The organism is Variovorax sp. CF313 (assembly GCF_000282635.1).
Taxonomy (GTDB): Bacteria; Pseudomonadota; Gammaproteobacteria; order Burkholderiales; family Burkholderiaceae_C; genus Variovorax.
In genome coordinates this window covers 50,658-67,421 of the sequence record NZ_AKIW01000073.1, presented here as the reverse complement: position 1 = coordinate 67,421, position 16,764 = coordinate 50,658, and the positions used below count along the sequence as shown (strand labels likewise).

Below are 16,764 nucleotides of genomic sequence, written 5' to 3'. Positions count from 1 at the left end.
CGCGGTGGCACGGAATTGGCATCAAGGGCCCATTGCGTGCACGGGGCCTTCTTGGATACCCTGTGGCCGCTTGCATCGGGGGACAGCATGCAAGTCGGCCCCGTGCACTCGAAAATCACTCTCACACGACAGACAAAAAGGGGATACGCATGAAGAAGCTGCCGATGGCCGCATGGATCCTGATCGCGATGGTGCTCGGCATCGTCGTCGGCTACATGATCTTCTCGAGCTTTCCGGACAAAAAGGCCGCGAAAGAAATTGCAGATTACGTCTCCATCGTCTCGGACGTGTTCCTGCGCCTGATCAAGATGCTGATCGGCCCGCTGGTGTTCTCCACGCTGGTGGTGGGCATCGCGCACATGGGCGACGCCAAGTCGGTCGGCCGCGTGTTCGGCAAGGCCATCGGCTGGTTCCTCACGGCCTCGCTGATCTCGCTGGTGATCGGCCTGGTCATGGCCAACCTGCTCAAGCCCGGCGAGAACCTGGGCCTGCCGCTGCCCGACATCGGCGCCTCGGCCAACCTGGCCACCGCCAAGTTCACGCTGAAGGACTTCGTGAGCCACACGGTGCCCAAGTCGTTCGTCGAGGCCATGGCGAACAACGAGATCCTGCAGATCGTGGTGTTCTCGATGTTCTTCGGCGTGGCGCTGGCCTCGCTGGGCGACAAGGCCAAGACACTGGTGGCGGCCATCGAGGAGCTGTCGCACGCGATGCTCAAGATCACCGGCTACGTGATGAAGCTCGCACCCCTGGCGGTGCTGGCCGCCATGGCCGCCACGGTGGCTGTCAACGGCCTGAGCATCCTGCTGAAGTTCGCGGTGTTCATGGGCGACTTCTACCTGGGCCTGTTCGTGCTGTGGAGCGTGCTGATCCTGGCGGGCTTCCTGTTCCTCGGCCCGCGCGTGTTGAAGCTGCTGGTGCTCATCAAGGAAGCCTTCCTGCTGTCGTTCGCCACCGCGAGCTCCGAAGCGGCCTACCCGAAGATCCTGCAGGCGCTCGACCGTTTCGGCGTGAAGCGCAAGATCTCGAGCTTCGTGATGCCGATGGGCTACTCGTTCAACCTCGACGGCTCGATGATGTACTGCACCTTCGCGGTGCTCTTCATCGCCCAGGCCTACAACATCCACATGCCGATCAGCACGCAGATCACGATGCTGCTGATCCTCATGCTCACGTCCAAGGGCATGGCCGGCGTGCCGCGCGCCTCGCTGGTGGTGATTGCCGCCACGCTGAACCACTTCGACATTCCCGAAGCCGGCCTGCTGCTGATTTTGGGCGTGGACACTTTCCTAGACATGGGCCGCTCGGCCACCAATGCGGTGGGCAACTCCATTGCCACCGCGGTGGTCGCCAAGTGGGAGGGCGAACTGATGTCCGAGCGCGATGCCGAGGTCAACGCCCGCGCGATCGACGAAGAGGCGGCTGCCACCCTCGCCCACCCCGCACACGCGTGAGGCGCGCCATGAAGCCCAAGGCCACGCCGTCGGTTTTTCTCGCCGTACTGCTGCTGGCGGCCGCCATGCTCGTGCCTGCAAGGCCGGCACAGGCGCAGGAGCAAGCCCCCACCGCGCTGACCGGCACTCTTGCCAAGGCGCGCGAGACGGGCGCCATCACCATCGGCTACCGCGAATCGTCGGTGCCGTTCTCGTACCTCAATGCGCGCAAGGAGCCGATCGGCTATTCGATCGAGCTTTGCCGCGCGCTGGTGACGGCCATCGAGGACGCGGTGAACAAGAGCCTCACCATCAAGTGGGTGCCCGTCACGTCCGATTCGCGCATCGATGCGGTCGTGAGCGGCAAGGTCGACCTGGAATGCGGCTCGACCACCAGCAACCTCGAGCGCCAGAAGCGCGTGAGCTTCTCGCCGACGATGTTCGTCTCGGGTACCAAGGTGCTGGTGAAGAAGGGCTCGCCGATCAAGTCGTTCCGCGACCTCGCGGGCAAGAAGGTGGCGGTGACGGCCGGCACCACGAACGAGAAGACGCTGCGCGACCTGTCGGAAAAGTTCAAGCTGAACATCGACCTGCGGGTGGCGCGCGACCACGCGGAGTCGTTCGCGCTGGTGAAGAGCGGCCAGGCCGACGCCTTCGCGACCGACGACGTGCTGCTCTATGGCCTGATCGCGCAGGACGCCGCCAAGGCCAACTATGAGGTGGTCGGCGATTTCCTCTCCTACGACCCCTACGGGATCATGTACCGCAAGGACGATCCGCAGCTGAACAAGTTGGTCATCGACACCTTCCAGGTGCTGGCGGAAGACGGCGAGATCCATCGGCAGTACAAGCGCTGGTTCCTGCGCAAGCTGCCTTCGGGGGAGAGCATCAATCTGCCGATGAGCGAGCAGCTGGAAACGATCATCCAGACGATGTCGGTGAAGTCCGAATAGCTTCTTTTCAGGGCGCGGCCTGACGTTTTCTTACTCAGCGAACGGTCAGGAGGATTTCATCCAATTGCCTGAGGAACCCTGGGGCATCTCAACGGCATGGCGCCATGAAATTCTTTCTGGAAGCAGTGGCGGTACTCGGACTGGCCATCGTCCTGGCCGGGGTCATGCTGAGCCTGCTGGCAGGCGATCAAGACCTCGATGAAGCCGAGCCTGAACAGGAACCGGCGCGCCCGCCCAGGGCGGCGCCGGCAATGCGTCAGGCCGCCAGTTCGTCCGCGCGGGCCTGCGCGGCGGCGAAGTCGAGGTCGCCCGAGTAGATCGCGCGGCCGCAGATCACACCTTCCACGCCGTCGGACTCGACTTCGCAGAGCTTGTCGATGTCGGCCATGTTCGACAGGCCGCCCGAGGCGATCACGGGGATGGTCAGCGCCTGCGCGAGCTTGACGGTGGCCTCGATGTTGATGCCCGAGAGCATGCCGTCGCGGCCGATGTCGGTGTAGATGATCGATTCGACGCCGTAGTCCTCGAACTTCTTGCCCAGGTCGGCCACCTCGTGGCCCGTGAGCTTGCTCCAGCCGTCGGTGGCGACCTTGCCGTCCTTGGCGTCCAGGCCCACGATGATGTGGCCGCCGAAGGCGCTGCAGGCGTCCTTCAGGAAGCCGGGGTTCTTGACCGCGGCGGTGCCGATGATCACGTAGCGCAGGCCGTCATCGATGTAGCGCTCGATGGTGTCGAGGTCGCGGATGCCGCCGCCGAGCTGCACCGGAATGTCGTCGCCCACCTCTTTCAGGATCGCCTTGATCGCCGCATGGTTCTGCGGCTTGCCGGCGAAGGCGCCATTCAGATCGACCAGGTGCAGCCGGCGCGCGCCGGCCTCGACCCACTTGCGGGCCATGGCGGCAGGGTCTTCGCTGAAGATGGTGGACTGGTCCATGTCGCCCTGTTTGAGGCGAACGCAGTGGCCGTCTTTGAGATCAATGGCGGGAATGAGGAGCATGGAAGTGACGCGAGTGTGCGGGATCCGGGCTGTGGGAGTGTCGGCCCGGTCGGAAAAATAGGTTCAGGGTTTCCAGTGGAGGAAATTGCGATAGAGCTGCAACCCGTGGTCCGCACTCTTCTCCGGGTGGAACTGGGTGGCAAAAATGTTATCGCGTGCGATGGCCGCGGTAAAGCTCGCGCCGTATTCCGCCTCGCCCACGCTGTGTTTGGGGTCCGCCGGACGGGCATAGAAGCTGTGCACGAAGTAAAAATAGCTCAGGTCGGGCACGCCCGCCCACACCGGATGCGGCTGGGCCTGGCGCACCTGGTTCCAGCCCATCTGCGGCACCTTGAAGCGGCTGCCGTCGGCCTGCAGGCGCCCGGCCAGGTCGAATTTGACGACTTCACCTGGAATGAGGCCCAAGCCGTCGGTCGGGCCTTCGTCGCTACGCGACAGCATCATCTGCATGCCCACGCACACGCCGAACAGCGGCTTGCTGGCGGCCGCCTCGAGCACCGATTCCTGAAGGCCGGAGTCGCGCAGCTCGCGCATGCAGTCGGGCATGGCGCCCTGCCCCGGCAGCACCACACGGGTCGCCTTGCGGACCACGTCGGGGTCGGAGGTGACGAACACCTCCACGCCCACCTGGTCGGCCGCATGGCGAACGGCCTGCGACACCGAGTGCAGGTTGCCCATGCCGTAGTCGACGACCGCGACGGTATTTGCTGCTGCAGATTTCATAGCTGTTCGCTGGCGGGCTTCAGAGCGAACCCTTGGTCGATGGAATGACCCCGACGGAGCGGGGATCGATTTCGAGCGCGCCGCGCATGGCGCGCGCAAAAGCCTTGAACACCGTCTCGCACTGGTGATGCGCATTGACGCCCTTGAGGTTGTCGATGTGCAGCGAGACGAAGGCGTGGTTCACGAAACCCTGGAAGAACTCGTAGGTGAGCTGGCTGTCGAAGGTGCCGATCATCCCGCTGGTGAAAGGCACGTGCATCACGAGGCCCGGACGGCCCGAGAAGTCGATGACGACACGGCTCAGCGCCTCGTCGAGCGGCACATAGGCATGGCCGTAGCGGCGGATGCCTTTCTTGTCGCCGACAGCCTTGGCCACGGCCTGGCCCAGCGTGATGCCCACGTCTTCCACCGTGTGGTGCCCGTCGATGTGCAGGTCGCCCTGGCAGTCGATGTCGAGGTCGATCAGCCCGTGGCGGGCGATCTGGTCGAGCATGTGGTCGAAGAAGCCGATGCCGGTGGAAAGCTTGGCGCGGCCGGTGCCGTCGAGGTTCACGCTGACGGTGATCTTCGTCTCGGCGGTGTTGCGGGTGACCGTCGCTGTGCGATCGGCAATCTGGGGGGTGGTCATAGTGAGGCTTCGAGTGCCGCGAGCATCCGCGCATTCTCGTCGGCCGTTCCGACGGTGAGACGCAGGCAGTTCGCGAGCAGTTCATGCATTTTAGAAACGTTCTTCACCAGAACGCCGCGAGCCTTCATACCCTCGAAAGTCCTGGCGGCATCGGGCACGCGCAGGAGGATCATGTTGGCGTCGCTGGGCCAGGTCTTCACGCCGGGCAGGCGGCCGAGCCCCGTCATCAGGCGCTCGCGCTCCTCGCGGATCTGCCGGGCCTGGGCCTCGAACACGTCGGCATGCTCCAGCGCGAACAGCGCAGCCTCGCAGTTGAGCACACTGATGTTGTAGGGCGGGCGCACTTTGTCGATCTCGGCGACCAGCGCGGCCGGACCCATCATGTAGCCCAGGCGGATGCCGGCCAGCCCGAACTTGCTGAGCGTGCGCATCAGCAGCACGTGGCCGTGCTTCGCCAGCCGGTCGATGTAGCTGCGGGCAGCAAAGGGCTGGTAGGCCTCGTCGATCACCACCAGGCCGCCCTGCGCGCCCTGGGCTTCGACGATCTTCTCGAGGACGGCGTCGTCCCAGAGGTTGGCGGTCGGGTTGTTGGGGTACGCGAGATAGACGATGGCGGGCTTCTCGCGCTGGATGGCGGCCAGCATGGCGGCCTCGTCGAGCTCGAAGTCGGCCGTGAGCGGCACGCCAACGAACTTCAGGCCCTGGAGCTTCGCGCTCATGGCGTACATCACGAAGCCGGGCACGGGTGCCAGCACGGCCGCACCCGGCAGGTCGCAGGCGATGGCCAGCAGCGAGATCAGTTCGTCCGACCCGTTGCCCAGCATCAGCGCGAAGCCTTCAGGCATTTGCGCATGTGCCGCCAGCGCGCTGCGCAGATCGGCGCCACGGTCGCCGGGGTAGCGGTTGAGCGCCAGCGTGCCGAGCCGCGTGCCGAGTTCGGCCTGCAGCGCGGGCGGCAGGCCGAAGGGGTTTTCCATGGCGTCGAGCTTGATGAAGCCGCGCGCGTCCTGCACCGCATAGCCATGCATGGCCCGCACGTCGTGGCGGATGCGGTCGAACGGCGGGCGAGCGGATTCAGGAGCGGTCATCGGGTGCAGTGATAGCTGTTCTTGAGGGCGCCGGACATGACCAGTTGCACGGGCATGTCGGCTTCGTAACTGTCGGCGTTGCGGGTCAGCTCGGTCTGGTAGAGCGAACGGGCCATGGAGGGTTCGAGGCGGCGGCCCTCGACGCAGAACAGCGGCTTCTGGCCGTTGCGCTGCGAAGATTCGACGCCTTCGCGCAGGCCTTCGAGCACGCCGACCAGGTAGTAGCTGGCGTAGGCCTTGCCCTCCTTCTCGTTGGCCTCGAGCGTGCGCAGCTCGCGGATGCTCATGGCCTGCGCGCCGGAGGCGACGGCGAGTGCGAGCAGCAGGAACGCGGCACGCTTCATCGGCATCACCTGCGGTAGCGCGGCGGCGGCGCGTAGGCGCCGTCGGCCGGGAAGGCGCTGGGCTGCGACGGGTCGGCGCCGCGGCGCTGGCGGAGCGGGGTGTCGCGCTCTTCGAGCTCGAACAGCGCGGCACCGATCACGCCGACGTTGCGCACGTCGCCGGCTTCGGTGTTCGCAGCGTAGGCGCGGCCGGGCGCTGAAAAACGGAAGGCGGCCACCTCGTTCTGGCTCTTGCGAAAGCCCTCGATGGTCAGCGACTGCAGCGGCCGCAGCACGTAGCCACCGTTGCGCATGCTGCCGGGCTTGCCGTTGAGCACGTCGAGGCCGTCGACGGTGGCGATCACTTCGTAGCTGCGCTCGCTCAGGTTGCGAAAGCGCAGTGTGTAGCGCGCGCCTTCGACACCGGCGAGACGGAACATGTCCTCCCCGCCGCTGCCCCGGCGGGTGCGCTGCAGGGGCAGCGGACGGCCGTCCTCGTCGAGCACGGACCATTCGACATCGCCATCGGCCAGCAGCAGGTTGAGCCGCCGCTCGGGATTGCTGCCCACCGCGCGGCGCACGGCGGAGGCCTCGTTGTAGCCCACCGAGGCCACGTCGTCCGGCCGGTCGGACAGGCGCTTGGCAACGACGGTGCGGGTCTTCGATTCGATGCCCTCGCCCCATTGCGTGCCAAGCTGCGGCGCGGGTGCGGCCGGCGCGGCGGCGCTGGACGTGGCGCTGGCGGCGGCCGATTCGCGCGGAGCCTGCGGCATCTGGCTGCAGGCGGCCAACAGCGCGGCCCCCGCAATGGCAGTCGCGGCGAACCTGAACAGGCGCGAACCGAAGAGACGACCGATCATCTTGCTTGCTCCTCCCGAGGACGGGTTGTTGTTGGAGTTCAGATCTTACGCAGCCGCATGCGGGCGGCCTCGGCGTGCGCCTGCAGGCCCTCGCCCTCGGCCAGCGTGACGGCGACCGGGCCGAGCGCCTGGGCGCCGGCCTCGCTGACCTCGATCAGGCTGGAGCGCTTCTGGAAGTCGTAGACGCCCAGCGGGCTCGAGAAGCGCGCCGTGCCGCTGGTCGGCAGCACGTGGTTCGGCCCGGCGCAGTAGTCGCCCAGGCTCTCGCTGGTGAAGGCGCCCAGGAAGATCGCGCCGGCGTGGCGCAGCAGCGGCTCCCAGCGATTCGGTTCGCTGCTGCTGACTTCCAGGTGCTCGGGCGCGATGCGGTTGCTGATCTCGCAGGCCTCTTCCATGCTCTTCGTGTGGATCAGCGCGCCGCGGCCGTTGAGCGAGGCGGCGATGATTTCGGCGCGCGGCATGGTGGGCAGCAGGCGATCGATCTCGGCCTGCACGCGGTCGATGTAGGCGGCGTCGGGGCACAGCAGGATGCTCTGCGCCAACTCGTCGTGCTCGGCCTGGCTGAACAGGTCCATCGCCACCCACTCGGGCGGCGTGGTGCCGTCGGCCAACACGAGGATTTCGCTCGGGCCCGCGATCATGTCGATGCCCACGGTGCCGAACACGCGGCGCTTGGCTGCGGCCACGTAGGCGTTGCCGGGGCCGGTGATCTTGTCGACGGCGGGGACGGTCGCGGTGCCGTAGGCCAGCGCGGCCACGGCTTGCGCGCCGCCGATGGTGAAGGCGCGCGTCACGCCGGCCGCGTAGGCGGCGGCCAGCACGAGCTGGTTCTTCTCGCCCTTCGGCGTCGGCACGACCATGATGATTTCGGCGACGCCCGCGACGTGCGCAGGAATGGCGTTCATCAGCACGCTCGACGGATAGGCGGCCTTGCCGCCCGGCACGTAGATGCCGACACGGTCGAGCGGCGTGACCTTCTGGCCGAGCAGCGTGCCGTCGGCGTCGCGGTAGCTCCAGCTCTCGCCCGAGGCCTTCTTCTGGGCCTCGTGGTAGCTGCGCACACGGCGTGCGGCGGCTTCGAGCGCGCCGCGCTGCGCTGCGGGCAGCGACTCGAAGGCGGCCTTCAGTTCGGCCTGGGTCAGCTCCAGCTCGGGCAGCGTCTTCGCGTCGAGCTTGTCGAAGCGATTCGTGTACTCCAGCACCGCAACGTCGCCACGCGTTTGAACGTCGGCGAGGATGTCCGCCACCACCTTCTCGATGGCCGCATCCGCGTCCGCGGACCAATGCAGCCGCGCCTTGAATTCAGCGTCGAAGCTGGCTGAAGTCGTGGACAGTCGGGCGGGGGCTGCTTTCAGAGTCATGTGCGTGATGTTCAGGCGGAAGGAATGGCCGACGCGAACGCGTCGATGATGCGGCGGATGGGCTCGCGCTTGAGCTTGAGCGCCGCCTGGTTGACCACCAGCCGGGCGCTGATGTCCATGATGCGTTCCACCTCGACGAGGTGGTTGGCCTTGAGCGTGTTGCCGGTCGAGACCAGGTCGACGATGGCGTCGGCCAGGCCCGTGAGCGGCGCCAGCTCCATGCTGCCGTAGAGCTTGATCAGGTCGACGTGCACGCCCTTGCTGGCGAAGAAGTCGCGCGACAGGCCCACGTACTTGGTCGCCACACGCAGGCGCGAGCCCTGCTTCACGGCCGAGGCGTAGTCGTAGTCGGCGCGCACGGCCACGCTGAGGCGGCAGGCCGCGATGCGCAGATCGAGCGGTTGGTACAGGCCCTGGTTGCCGTGTTCGAGCAGCACGTCGAGCCCGGTCACACCGAGGTCGGCGCCGCCGTACTGCACGTAGGTGGGCACGTCGGAGGCGCGCACCAGCACCACGCGAACGTCGGGGCGGGTGGTGCCAAGAATGAGCTTGCGCGACTTCTCGGGGTCTTCGGTGACCTCGATGCCGGCGGCCGCCAGCAGGGGCATCGTTTCTTCGAAGATGCGGCCCTTGGAAAGCGCCAGGGTGATCATGCGGCGGCTCCGGTCAGTCGTTCGATGTCGGCGCCCAGGCCGCGCAGCTTGGCTTCCATGCGGTCGTAGCCCCGGTCGAGGTGGTAGATGCGGTCGATCAGGGTTTCGCCCTCGGCCACGAGGCCGGCGATGACCAGGCTGGCCGAAGCGCGCAGGTCAGTGGCCATCACGGTCGCGCCCGAGAGCTGCTGCACGCCCTCGACCATCGCGACCTTGCCCTCGACGTGGATGTTGGCGCCCAGGCGAACCATCTCGTTCACGTGCATGAAGCGGTTCTCGAAGATGGTTTCGGTGACCATCGAGGCGCCGCGCGCGATCACGTTCAGGGCCATGAACTGGGCCTGCATGTCGGTCGGGAAGCCGGGGTATTCGGTGGTGCTGAAGCTCTGTGCCTTCAGATGTTCGCAGGCCGGGCCCTTGGAGCTGACGCGCACGCCGTCCTTCTCGCAGGCGACGGTGCAGCCCGCGTCGCGCAGCTTGTCGATCACGGCGTCCATGTGGTCGCCGCGCGCGTGGCGCAGGAAGGCCTCGCCGCCCGTGGCCGCGACGGCGCACAGGAAGGTGCCGGCCTCGATGCGGTCGGCCACCACGGCGTGTTCGCAGCCGTGCAGCTTCTCGACGCCCTGGATGCGGATGTGGCTGGTGCCGTGGCCTTCGATCTTGGCGCCCATGCGGATCAGCATTTCGGCCAGGTCGACGATCTCGGGCTCCTGCGCGGCGTTCTCGAGCAGCGTCTCGCCCTCGGCCAGTGCGGCGGCCATCAGAAAGTTCTCGGTGCCGGTGACGGTAACCATGTCGGTCAGGATGCGCGCGCCCTTCAGGCGGGTGCGGCCTTCGGGCAGGCGCGCGACCATGTAGCCGTGGTCGACCACGATCTCGGCGCCCATGGCCTGCAGGCCCTTGATGTGCTGGTCGACCGGCCGCGAGCCGATGGCGCAGCCGCCGGGCAGCGACACCTTGGCATGGCCGAAGCGCGCCAGCAGCGGGCCCAGGGCCAGCACGGAGGCGCGCATGGTCTTCACCAGCTCATAAGGCGCTTCCGGGTTGTTCAGGTCGCCGGCATTCAGGCGCACCGTGCCGCCGTCCTTCCCGTCCTGGCCGCGCTCGGCCACGACGCCCATGTTGCGCACCAGCTTGAGCATGGTCGACACGTCCTGCAGGCGCGGCACGTTGTGCAGCGTCACGGGCTGGTCGGTCAGCAGCGCCGCGCACAGTTCGGGCAGCGCGGCGTTCTTGGCGCCGGAAATGAGTACTTCGCCGCGGAGCTCTCGCCCGCCGCGAATCAGAAGTTTGTCCATCGAAATTCCAGCGAAATCAGGGGCCTGCGAGGGCCGGGGAGTTATTTTTCCACCGCCGCCCATTCGGCCGGCGTGTAGGTCTTCATCGAAAGCGCATGCACCTCGTCGGTGTGCATTTTCGCACCGAGGGTGGCGTAGACCCGCTGATGGCGCTGGATCGCGCGCTTGCCCTCGAATTCGGCCGAGACGATGGTGGCATACCAATGCCGGCCATCGCCCTCGAGCGTGATGTGCTCGCACGGGAGGTGGGACTGGATCAGGGCCTGGAGTTGTTCGGCGGTCATGGGGTCTGGAGAAGAAGCGTTCAGCCTCGGATTTTGTAGCCGATGCGCAGGAGATGGACAGCGATGGCGCTCACCGCCAGCCACGCGGTGCCGACGATGCCCAGGCTGAGCCAGGGCGATGCATCGCTCACGCCGAAGAAGCCGTAGCGGAAGCCGTCGATCATGTAGAAGAACGGGTTCAGGTGGCTCACGCTCTGCCAGAACGGCGGCAGCGAGCCGATCGAATAGAACACGCCCGACAGGAAGGTCATGGGCATGATCAGGAAGTTCTGGAACACCGCCATCTGGTCGAACTTCTCGGCCCAGAGGCCGGCGATCAACCCGAGCGTGCCGAGCATCGCGGCCCCCAGCAGCGCGAAAACGACGATCCAGACCGGCGCCACGAAGTTCGGCATCGCGAAGAAGACCGTGACCGCGAACACGCCCAGCCCCACGGCCAGCCCGCGGATGACCGACGAGCCCACGTAGGCGAAGAACCAGCCCCAGTGCGACAGCGGCGTGAGCAGCACGAACACCAGGTTGCCCATGATCTTGCTCTGGATGATCGAGGACGAGCTGTTGGCGAACGCGTTCTGCAGCACGCTCATCATCACGAGGCCCGGCACGAGGAAGGCCGTGTAGCCGACGGTGCCGTAGACCGTCACGCGGCCCTCGAGCACATGGCCGAACACCATGAGGTACAGCAGCGCGGTAAGCACCGGCGCACCGACCGTCTGGAACCCGACCTTCCAGAAGCGCAGCGTCTCCTTGTAGAGCAGCGCGCGCCAACCGGTCACGGCCATCATGGAGCCCCCTTGCTCGGCACTGCGTGTCCTCGCTTCCCCCCAAGGGGGAGCTTCGCTTGCTTGGGGCGGCCCGGCGCGGCGCTCATCGCGCCACCTCCAGCGGGGTCTGCTCGCCGGCCATCAGGTCGATGAACACGTCTTCGAGATCGGCCTTGCGCATTTCCACGTCTTCCACCGCGACGCCGGCTTCGCGGATCGCGGCCAGCAGTTGTTCGACTTCATGGGCGTTCTGCGCCGGCAGCTGCACGATGCGCCCGGTGATACGCGCATGCTGGGCGATGGCCCAGGGCAGCATGGCGTCGGTCTTGAAGCGCAGTACGTTGCTCGCGGCCGACTTCAACAGTTCGCTGGTGCGGTCGAGCGCGATCACCTTGCCGAGCTTGAGCATCGCGATGCGGCTGCACAGCGCCTCGGCTTCTTCGAGGTAGTGGGTGGTCAGCAGCACGGTGCTGCCCTGCTTGTTGAGCCGGGCGACGAACTGCCAGAGCGTCTGGCGCAATTCGACGTCGACGCCGGCCGTGGGCTCGTCGAGCACGATCACCGGCGGCTTGTGCACCAGCGCCTGCGCCACAAGCACGCGGCGCTTCATGCCACCCGAAAGCTGGCGCATGTTGGCGCCGGCCTTGTCGGCGAGGCCCAGGCTGTGCAGCAGCTCGTCGATCCAGTCGTCGTTGTTCTTGATGCCGAAGTAGCCCGACTGGATGCGCAGCGATTCGCGCACGTTGAAGAAGGGGTCGAACACCAGCTCCTGCGGCACGATGCCGAGCTGGCGGCGCGCCTCGGCGTAATCGCGCTGCACGTCGAAGCCGTGGACGCTGATGGCGCCGGCCGTGGGGCGCGAAAGCCCCGCGAGCATGCTGATGAGGGTGGTCTTGCCCGCGCCGTTCGGGCCGAGCAGGCCGAAGAACTCGCCCGGCTCGATCTGGAAGCTGACCTCGTCGACCGCCTTCAGCCCTTGCTTGCCTTGGGCTTTCTGCTGTCTGGAGGGGGGATAGGTCTTGGAGACCGATTGGAATGAGATCGCGGGCATGGGAGCCCGCGATTTTACGGGGCCGCTTTACAAGCTGCCGCGCAGCGGCCCGATACCCTCATGCGGCCGCCGCCGGGCCGCGCCTCCCCCTCGGGGGGTGGCGAATTACACGCAGCAAAGCGGAGTGAAAAGCCGGGGGGCCAACAATGTCAGGGCGCCGCGGGCAAAAGGCCCGCAATGCCGTACAGCGCGGCCAGCTCGCGCAGCCGGGGCGAGAGGCCCTTGACGGAAAAGCCGCGTCCCAGGGCGCTGGATTCGCGCCGGCATTCGAGCAGCACGGCCAGCGCCGACGAATCGAACTGGGCCAGCGCGGTCGCGTCGACCACGGTGGACGACGAGTCGACCTGGCCCTTCAGCCCCTGCTGCAGCATGCGCATGCAGGCGGGGGCCTCGTCGTGGGTGAGTCGGGTCGGCAGGACCAGCATCGTGCGCTCCGGTCAGCTCTTGCCGTTGCCCTTGTTGCGCGCGACCAGTGCGGCGATCAGGCCGTCGACACCGCTCTTGTTGATTTCCTGCGCGAACTGGGTGCGGTAGGTGTCGACCAGCCAGACGCCCAGCACATTCAGGTTGTAGACCTTCCAGCCGGCGCCCTGGCCGGGGGTCTTCTCGAGGCGGTAGTCGAGCTGGACCGGATCGCCGCGGCCCTTGACCTCGGTGCGCACCAGCACGTCCTTGTCGTCGGGCGAGCCGCGGAACGGACGGATGGTGACGGTCTGGTCGGTCACCTGGTCGAGCGCGCCGGCATAGGTGCGCACCAGCAGGGTCTTGAATTCTTCCTGCAGGCGCTTCTGCTGCTCTGGCGTGGCCGTGCGCCAGGCCGGGCCGACGGCCGAGGCCGTCATGCGCTGGAAGTTGACGTTGGGCATGATCTTGCTGTCGACCAGCAGCATGATCTTGTTGACGTCGCCCGACTTGATGGACGAGTCGGCCTTGATCGTCTCGAGCACGTCGGTCGAGAGGCGCTTGACGAGCGCATCGGGCGCTTCGTCGGCGGCACGGGCGGGCTGGACGAATGCGAAAGCCGCACCGAACAGCAGGGCACCGGCCAGCACCAGGCGGCCGAGATCGCGACGTTGCAAGGTCTTGTCGTTCATGGAGAGTCCCTCATTCAAGTTTGAAAATCCACAGGCATCCGGAAAAGCCGGATGCTGAAACAGGAACGGATTCGAGGCGCATGGGGCCGACCGGGTTCCTGTCCGGGAGGTGAAGCCTTGCAACCGGATGCAAGCAGCCTTCCCTCCATGCTGCTCCTCGGCTTACTTGTCGCCGCCGTCGCTGCCGTCGCTGCCGTCGCTGCCGTCGTTGGGCGGATTGCCGTCGTAGACCTGGCTGCGGCGGTGCTGCAGGAACGCATCGCGCGTGAACGAATACTTGTCGAGCGCCGCGTCGCCGAGCAGGCGGCCGGCGCGCAGGTACTGCGAACGCGTGTCGACGACGCGCAGCACCGTCAGCGAATTGCGCCAAGGGATGTCGCTCACATGGCCCAGCGGATCGCCGTACATGTCAAGCGGCTTGGCCGCAGTGTCGCGCACCGTCGAGGGGCCCAGCAGCGGCAGCACGACATATGGGCCGGCGCCGACACCCCAGTAACCCAGCGTCTGGCCAAAGTCTTCCTCGTGGCGGGGAATGCCCGCTTCGGTCGCAACGTCCAGCAGGCCGCCGAGGCCGAAGAAGGTGTTGACGTTCAGCCGCATGAAGGTCTCGGCGCTGTTCTGCAGCTTCAACTGGGCCACGTTGTTGGCCAGGCTCCAGACATCGCCGATGTTGGAGAAGAAGTTGTTCACGCCGGTGCGCACCATCGAGGGCAGCGCCTTCTGGTAGGCCGTGGCCACGGGGACGAGCACCGCATCGTCGACGGTGTCGTTGAAGCGAGAAACACCGCGGTTGAATGGCTCGAACGGGTCGGCCGGATTGGCGTTGGGGCCGGTGGCGCAACCGGCCACCAGCGCGAAGACGGCTGCTGCGCTCATCCAGCGCGCATGGCTCGCTACGTTATTCATAGCAGCAGAAAGAGGGGCTCGTGTTTTCATTTCTTATTCGCTGTTCCAGGCGTCGAAGAATTGCCTTCGGCCGCCTTGCTGTACAGGAACTGGCTGATCAGGTTCTCCAGCACCACGGCCGATTGGGTCGAAGTGATGGTGTCGCCGGCCTGCAGTGCCTTCTCCTCGGCGCCCGCCTCGATTCCGATGTACTGCTCGCCGAGCAGGCCACTGGTCAGGATCTTGAGCGAGCTGTCCTTGGGAAAACTGTAACGGTTTTGCAAAGCCAGCGTCACGTCGGCCTGAAAGGACTTGTCGTTGAAGGCGATGGATTCCACGCGGCCGACCACGACCCCCGCGCTCTTGACCGCGGTTTGGGGCTTGAGCCCGCCGATGTTGTCGAAGCGCGCGGTGACCGCATAGGTCTTCTGAAAATTCAGGCTCAGCAGGTTGGCCGACTGCAGCGCGAGAAACAGCAGCGCCGCCGCGCCGATCAGCACGAACAGGCCCACCCAGATGTCGTTGTTGGAACGTTGCATATCGACTCTTCCTAAATGCCTACGGATTGACTCATTCGAGAATCACCGCAGAACCGGCTTTGCCGGGCTGCAGGTGTTGCCCCCTGCAAGGGGGTAGGAGGCCACACGAAGTGGGCAAGCCTGGGGGTGTACTCGTTCATATGCTGAACATCATCGCGGTGAGCAGGAAGTCGAGCCCCAGTACCGCCAGCGATGCCGTGACCACGGTCTTCGTGGTCGCGCGCGACACGCCTTCGGGCGTGGGCTGGGCCTCGTAGCCCTGCAGCAGTGCGATGAAGGTCACGGTGAAGCCGAAGACGATGCTCTTGATGACGCCATTGCCGACGTCGCGCCATACGTCGACGCCGCCCTGCATCTGGCCCCAGAACGCGCCCGGGTCCACGCCCAGCATCAGCACGCCCACCACGTAGCCGCCCATGATGCCCACCGCGCTGAACACAGCCGCCAGCAGCGGCATGGTGATCACGCCGGCCCAGAAGCGCGGCGCGAGGATGCGCTGCACCGGATCGACCGCCATCATCTCCATGGCGCTCAATTGCTCGTCGGCCTTCATGAGGCCGATCTCCGCGGTAAGCGACGTACCGGCGCGTCCGGTGAAGAGCAAGGCTGCCACCACGGGCCCGAGCTCGCGCACGAGACTCAGTGTGACCAGCAGGCCGAGCGCTTCGGACGAGCCGTAGCGCTGCAGCGCGTAGTACATCTGCAGCCCCAGCACGAAGCCGACGAACAGCCCCGACACGCCGATGATCGCGAGCGAGTAGTTGCCCAGGAAATGGATCTGGTCGCGCACCAGCCCGAACCGGCGCATGATCTGCGCGCCCGGTCCGATCAGGCGCGTGAAAAGCTTCGCGCCATAGCCCAGGTTGGCCAGATGGCGGCGCACCGCGAAGCCGAGGTCGGCTGGTTTCCACCAGGTCATGAGCGCCCTCCTTCCACATTGCCGAAGTCGTCTTCGATGCTGACGCCGGGGTAGTGGAAATGCACCGGCCCGTCGGGCAGCGCATTGACGAACTGATGGACCAGCGGATCGTCGCTCTCGCGCACTTCGTCGGGCGTGCCCTGCGCGGCAATGCCGCCGTTGGCCAGGATGATCACGTGGTCGGCGATGCGGAAGGTTTCCTCGAGGTCGTGCGACACGATGATGCTGGTGAGTCCGAGCGTGTCGTTGAGCTGTCGGATCAGCCGCGCCGCCGTGCCGAGCGAGATCGGGTCGAGGCCGGCGAAGGGCTCGTCGTACATGACGAGATCGGGGTCGAGCGCGATCGCGCGCGCCAGCGCCACGCGCCGCGCCATGCCGCCCGACACCTCGCTGGGCATCAGGTCGCGCGCGCCGCGCAGGCCGACGGCATCGAGCTTCATGAGCACGATGTCGCGCACCAGCGCTTCGGACAACTGGGTGTGCTCGCGCAGCGGGAAGGCCACGTTGTCGAACACGCTCATGTCGGTGAACAACGCGCCGAACTGGAACAGCATGCCCATTCGGCGCCGCGCCGCGTAAAGCGCCGTTGCGTCGAACCTGACGACGTCCTGACCATCGAAGAGCACCTCGCCGCGCTGCGCCTTCTGCTGTCCGCCGATCAGGCGCAGCACGGTGGTCTTGCCGCCGCCCGATGCGCCCATCAGGGCCGTCACCTTGCCGCGCGGCACGGTGAAGGACACGCCGTCGAGAATGGCGCGCGCGCCGTAGCCGAACGTAACGTCGCGGAACTCTACAAAGGAATGTGGCAGTGGTGCGGCTGGGTCCATCTCAATAAAAAAGCCGGGCGCCCTTTCAGGCATCCCGGCATGCGGTTTCCGGCGGATGATACCGGGGACAAACCCGGACCCGCG

20 protein-coding genes are annotated in these 16,764 nt (G+C 66.4%); 2 read left to right on the top strand and 18 right to left on the bottom strand.

Annotated features, from left to right (window positions below):
• The first annotated feature begins 149 nt into the window (after positions 1-149).
• Entirely contained in the window at positions 150-1,454 is a 1,305-nt protein-coding gene (locus PMI12_RS17985) for a dicarboxylate/amino acid:cation symporter (RefSeq protein ID WP_007835265.1), read from the top strand.
• 8 nt (positions 1,455-1,462) lie between these two features.
• On the top strand, positions 1,463-2,386 hold the full coding sequence (locus tag PMI12_RS17980; protein ID WP_007835263.1) for an amino acid ABC transporter substrate-binding protein: 924 nt from the start codon (positions 1,463-1,465) through the stop codon (positions 2,384-2,386).
• Positions 2,387-2,642: 256 nt separating this feature from the next.
• On the opposite strand, the gene hisA is transcribed toward PMI12_RS17980, so the two are convergent.
• From hisA to PMI12_RS17890, 18 genes are all read right to left on the bottom strand, one after another.
• Positions 2,643-3,383 carry a 1-(5-phosphoribosyl)-5-[(5-phosphoribosylamino)methylideneamino]imidazole-4-carboxamide isomerase gene (gene hisA / locus PMI12_RS17975; RefSeq protein WP_007835261.1) on the bottom strand — a complete coding sequence of 247 codons (741 nt, stop codon included), beginning with the start codon at positions 3,381-3,383 and terminating at the stop codon, positions 2,643-2,645.
• Positions 3,384-3,446: 63 nt separating this feature from the next.
• The gene (gene hisH, locus PMI12_RS17970) at positions 3,447-4,106 is read right to left on the bottom strand and encodes an imidazole glycerol phosphate synthase subunit HisH (RefSeq protein ID WP_007835259.1); all 660 of its coding nucleotides are present in this window, start codon (positions 4,104-4,106) and stop codon (positions 3,447-3,449) included.
• A 19-nt stretch (positions 4,107-4,125) separates the two neighbouring features.
• A complete protein-coding gene (hisB, locus tag PMI12_RS17965) occupies positions 4,126-4,734 on the bottom strand; it encodes an imidazoleglycerol-phosphate dehydratase HisB (RefSeq protein WP_007835258.1) in 609 nt (202 codons plus the stop codon).
• Complete coding sequence (hisC, locus tag PMI12_RS17960) at positions 4,731-5,822, bottom strand: histidinol-phosphate transaminase (RefSeq protein ID WP_007835257.1); 1,092 nt, start codon at positions 5,820-5,822, stop codon at positions 4,731-4,733. Before hisC ends, hisB begins: the two co-directional genes overlap by 4 nt.
• Positions 5,819-6,166, bottom strand: coding sequence for a hypothetical protein (locus PMI12_RS17955; RefSeq protein WP_157632216.1), 348 nt, complete (start codon positions 6,164-6,166; stop codon positions 5,819-5,821). Before PMI12_RS17955 ends, hisC begins: the two co-directional genes overlap by 4 nt.
• 5 nt (positions 6,167-6,171) lie before the next feature.
• Entirely contained in the window at positions 6,172-7,005 is an 834-nt protein-coding gene (locus PMI12_RS17950) for a hypothetical protein (RefSeq protein ID WP_007835255.1), read from the bottom strand.
• A 38-nt stretch (positions 7,006-7,043) separates the two neighbouring features.
• Entirely contained in the window at positions 7,044-8,366 is a 1,323-nt protein-coding gene (hisD, locus tag PMI12_RS17945) for a histidinol dehydrogenase (RefSeq protein WP_007835254.1), read from the bottom strand.
• A gap of 11 nt (positions 8,367-8,377) precedes the next feature.
• Complete coding sequence (gene hisG, locus PMI12_RS17940) at positions 8,378-9,019, bottom strand: ATP phosphoribosyltransferase (RefSeq protein ID WP_007835253.1); 642 nt, start codon at positions 9,017-9,019, stop codon at positions 8,378-8,380.
• The gene (murA, locus tag PMI12_RS17935) at positions 9,016-10,317 is read right to left on the bottom strand and encodes a UDP-N-acetylglucosamine 1-carboxyvinyltransferase (protein ID WP_007835252.1); all 1,302 of its coding nucleotides are present in this window, start codon (positions 10,315-10,317) and stop codon (positions 9,016-9,018) included. Before murA ends, hisG begins: the two co-directional genes overlap by 4 nt.
• 41 nt (positions 10,318-10,358) lie before the next feature.
• Entirely contained in the window at positions 10,359-10,601 is a 243-nt protein-coding gene (locus PMI12_RS17930; RefSeq protein WP_007835251.1) for a BolA family protein, read from the bottom strand.
• A 20-nt stretch (positions 10,602-10,621) separates the two neighbouring features.
• On the bottom strand, positions 10,622-11,377 hold the full coding sequence (locus PMI12_RS17925; protein WP_042673676.1) for an ABC transporter permease: 756 nt from the start codon (positions 11,375-11,377) through the stop codon (positions 10,622-10,624).
• Between the two features lie 91 nt (positions 11,378-11,468).
• Entirely contained in the window at positions 11,469-12,416 is a 948-nt protein-coding gene (locus PMI12_RS17920) for an ABC transporter ATP-binding protein (protein WP_007835247.1), read from the bottom strand.
• Positions 12,417-12,565: 149 nt separating this feature from the next.
• The gene (locus tag PMI12_RS17915; RefSeq protein ID WP_007835246.1) at positions 12,566-12,841 is read right to left on the bottom strand and encodes an STAS domain-containing protein; all 276 of its coding nucleotides are present in this window, start codon (positions 12,839-12,841) and stop codon (positions 12,566-12,568) included.
• A gap of 12 nt (positions 12,842-12,853) precedes the next feature.
• The gene (locus PMI12_RS17910) at positions 12,854-13,510 is read right to left on the bottom strand and encodes an MlaC/ttg2D family ABC transporter substrate-binding protein (RefSeq protein WP_007835245.1); all 657 of its coding nucleotides are present in this window, start codon (positions 13,508-13,510) and stop codon (positions 12,854-12,856) included.
• Positions 13,511-13,672: 162 nt separating this feature from the next.
• Complete coding sequence (locus tag PMI12_RS17905; protein ID WP_007835244.1) at positions 13,673-14,416, bottom strand: MlaA family lipoprotein; 744 nt, start codon at positions 14,414-14,416, stop codon at positions 13,673-13,675.
• Between the two features lie 26 nt (positions 14,417-14,442).
• Positions 14,443-14,934 carry an outer membrane lipid asymmetry maintenance protein MlaD gene (mlaD, locus tag PMI12_RS17900; RefSeq protein WP_007835243.1) on the bottom strand — a complete coding sequence of 164 codons (492 nt, stop codon included), beginning with the start codon at positions 14,932-14,934 and terminating at the stop codon, positions 14,443-14,445.
• A 136-nt stretch (positions 14,935-15,070) separates the two neighbouring features.
• A complete protein-coding gene (gene mlaE / locus PMI12_RS17895) occupies positions 15,071-15,853 on the bottom strand; it encodes a lipid asymmetry maintenance ABC transporter permease subunit MlaE (RefSeq protein WP_007835242.1) in 783 nt (260 codons plus the stop codon).
• Entirely contained in the window at positions 15,850-16,713 is an 864-nt protein-coding gene (locus PMI12_RS17890; protein ID WP_007835241.1) for an ABC transporter ATP-binding protein, read from the bottom strand. Before PMI12_RS17890 ends, mlaE begins: the two co-directional genes overlap by 4 nt.
• Positions 16,714-16,764: the final 51 nt, after the last annotated feature.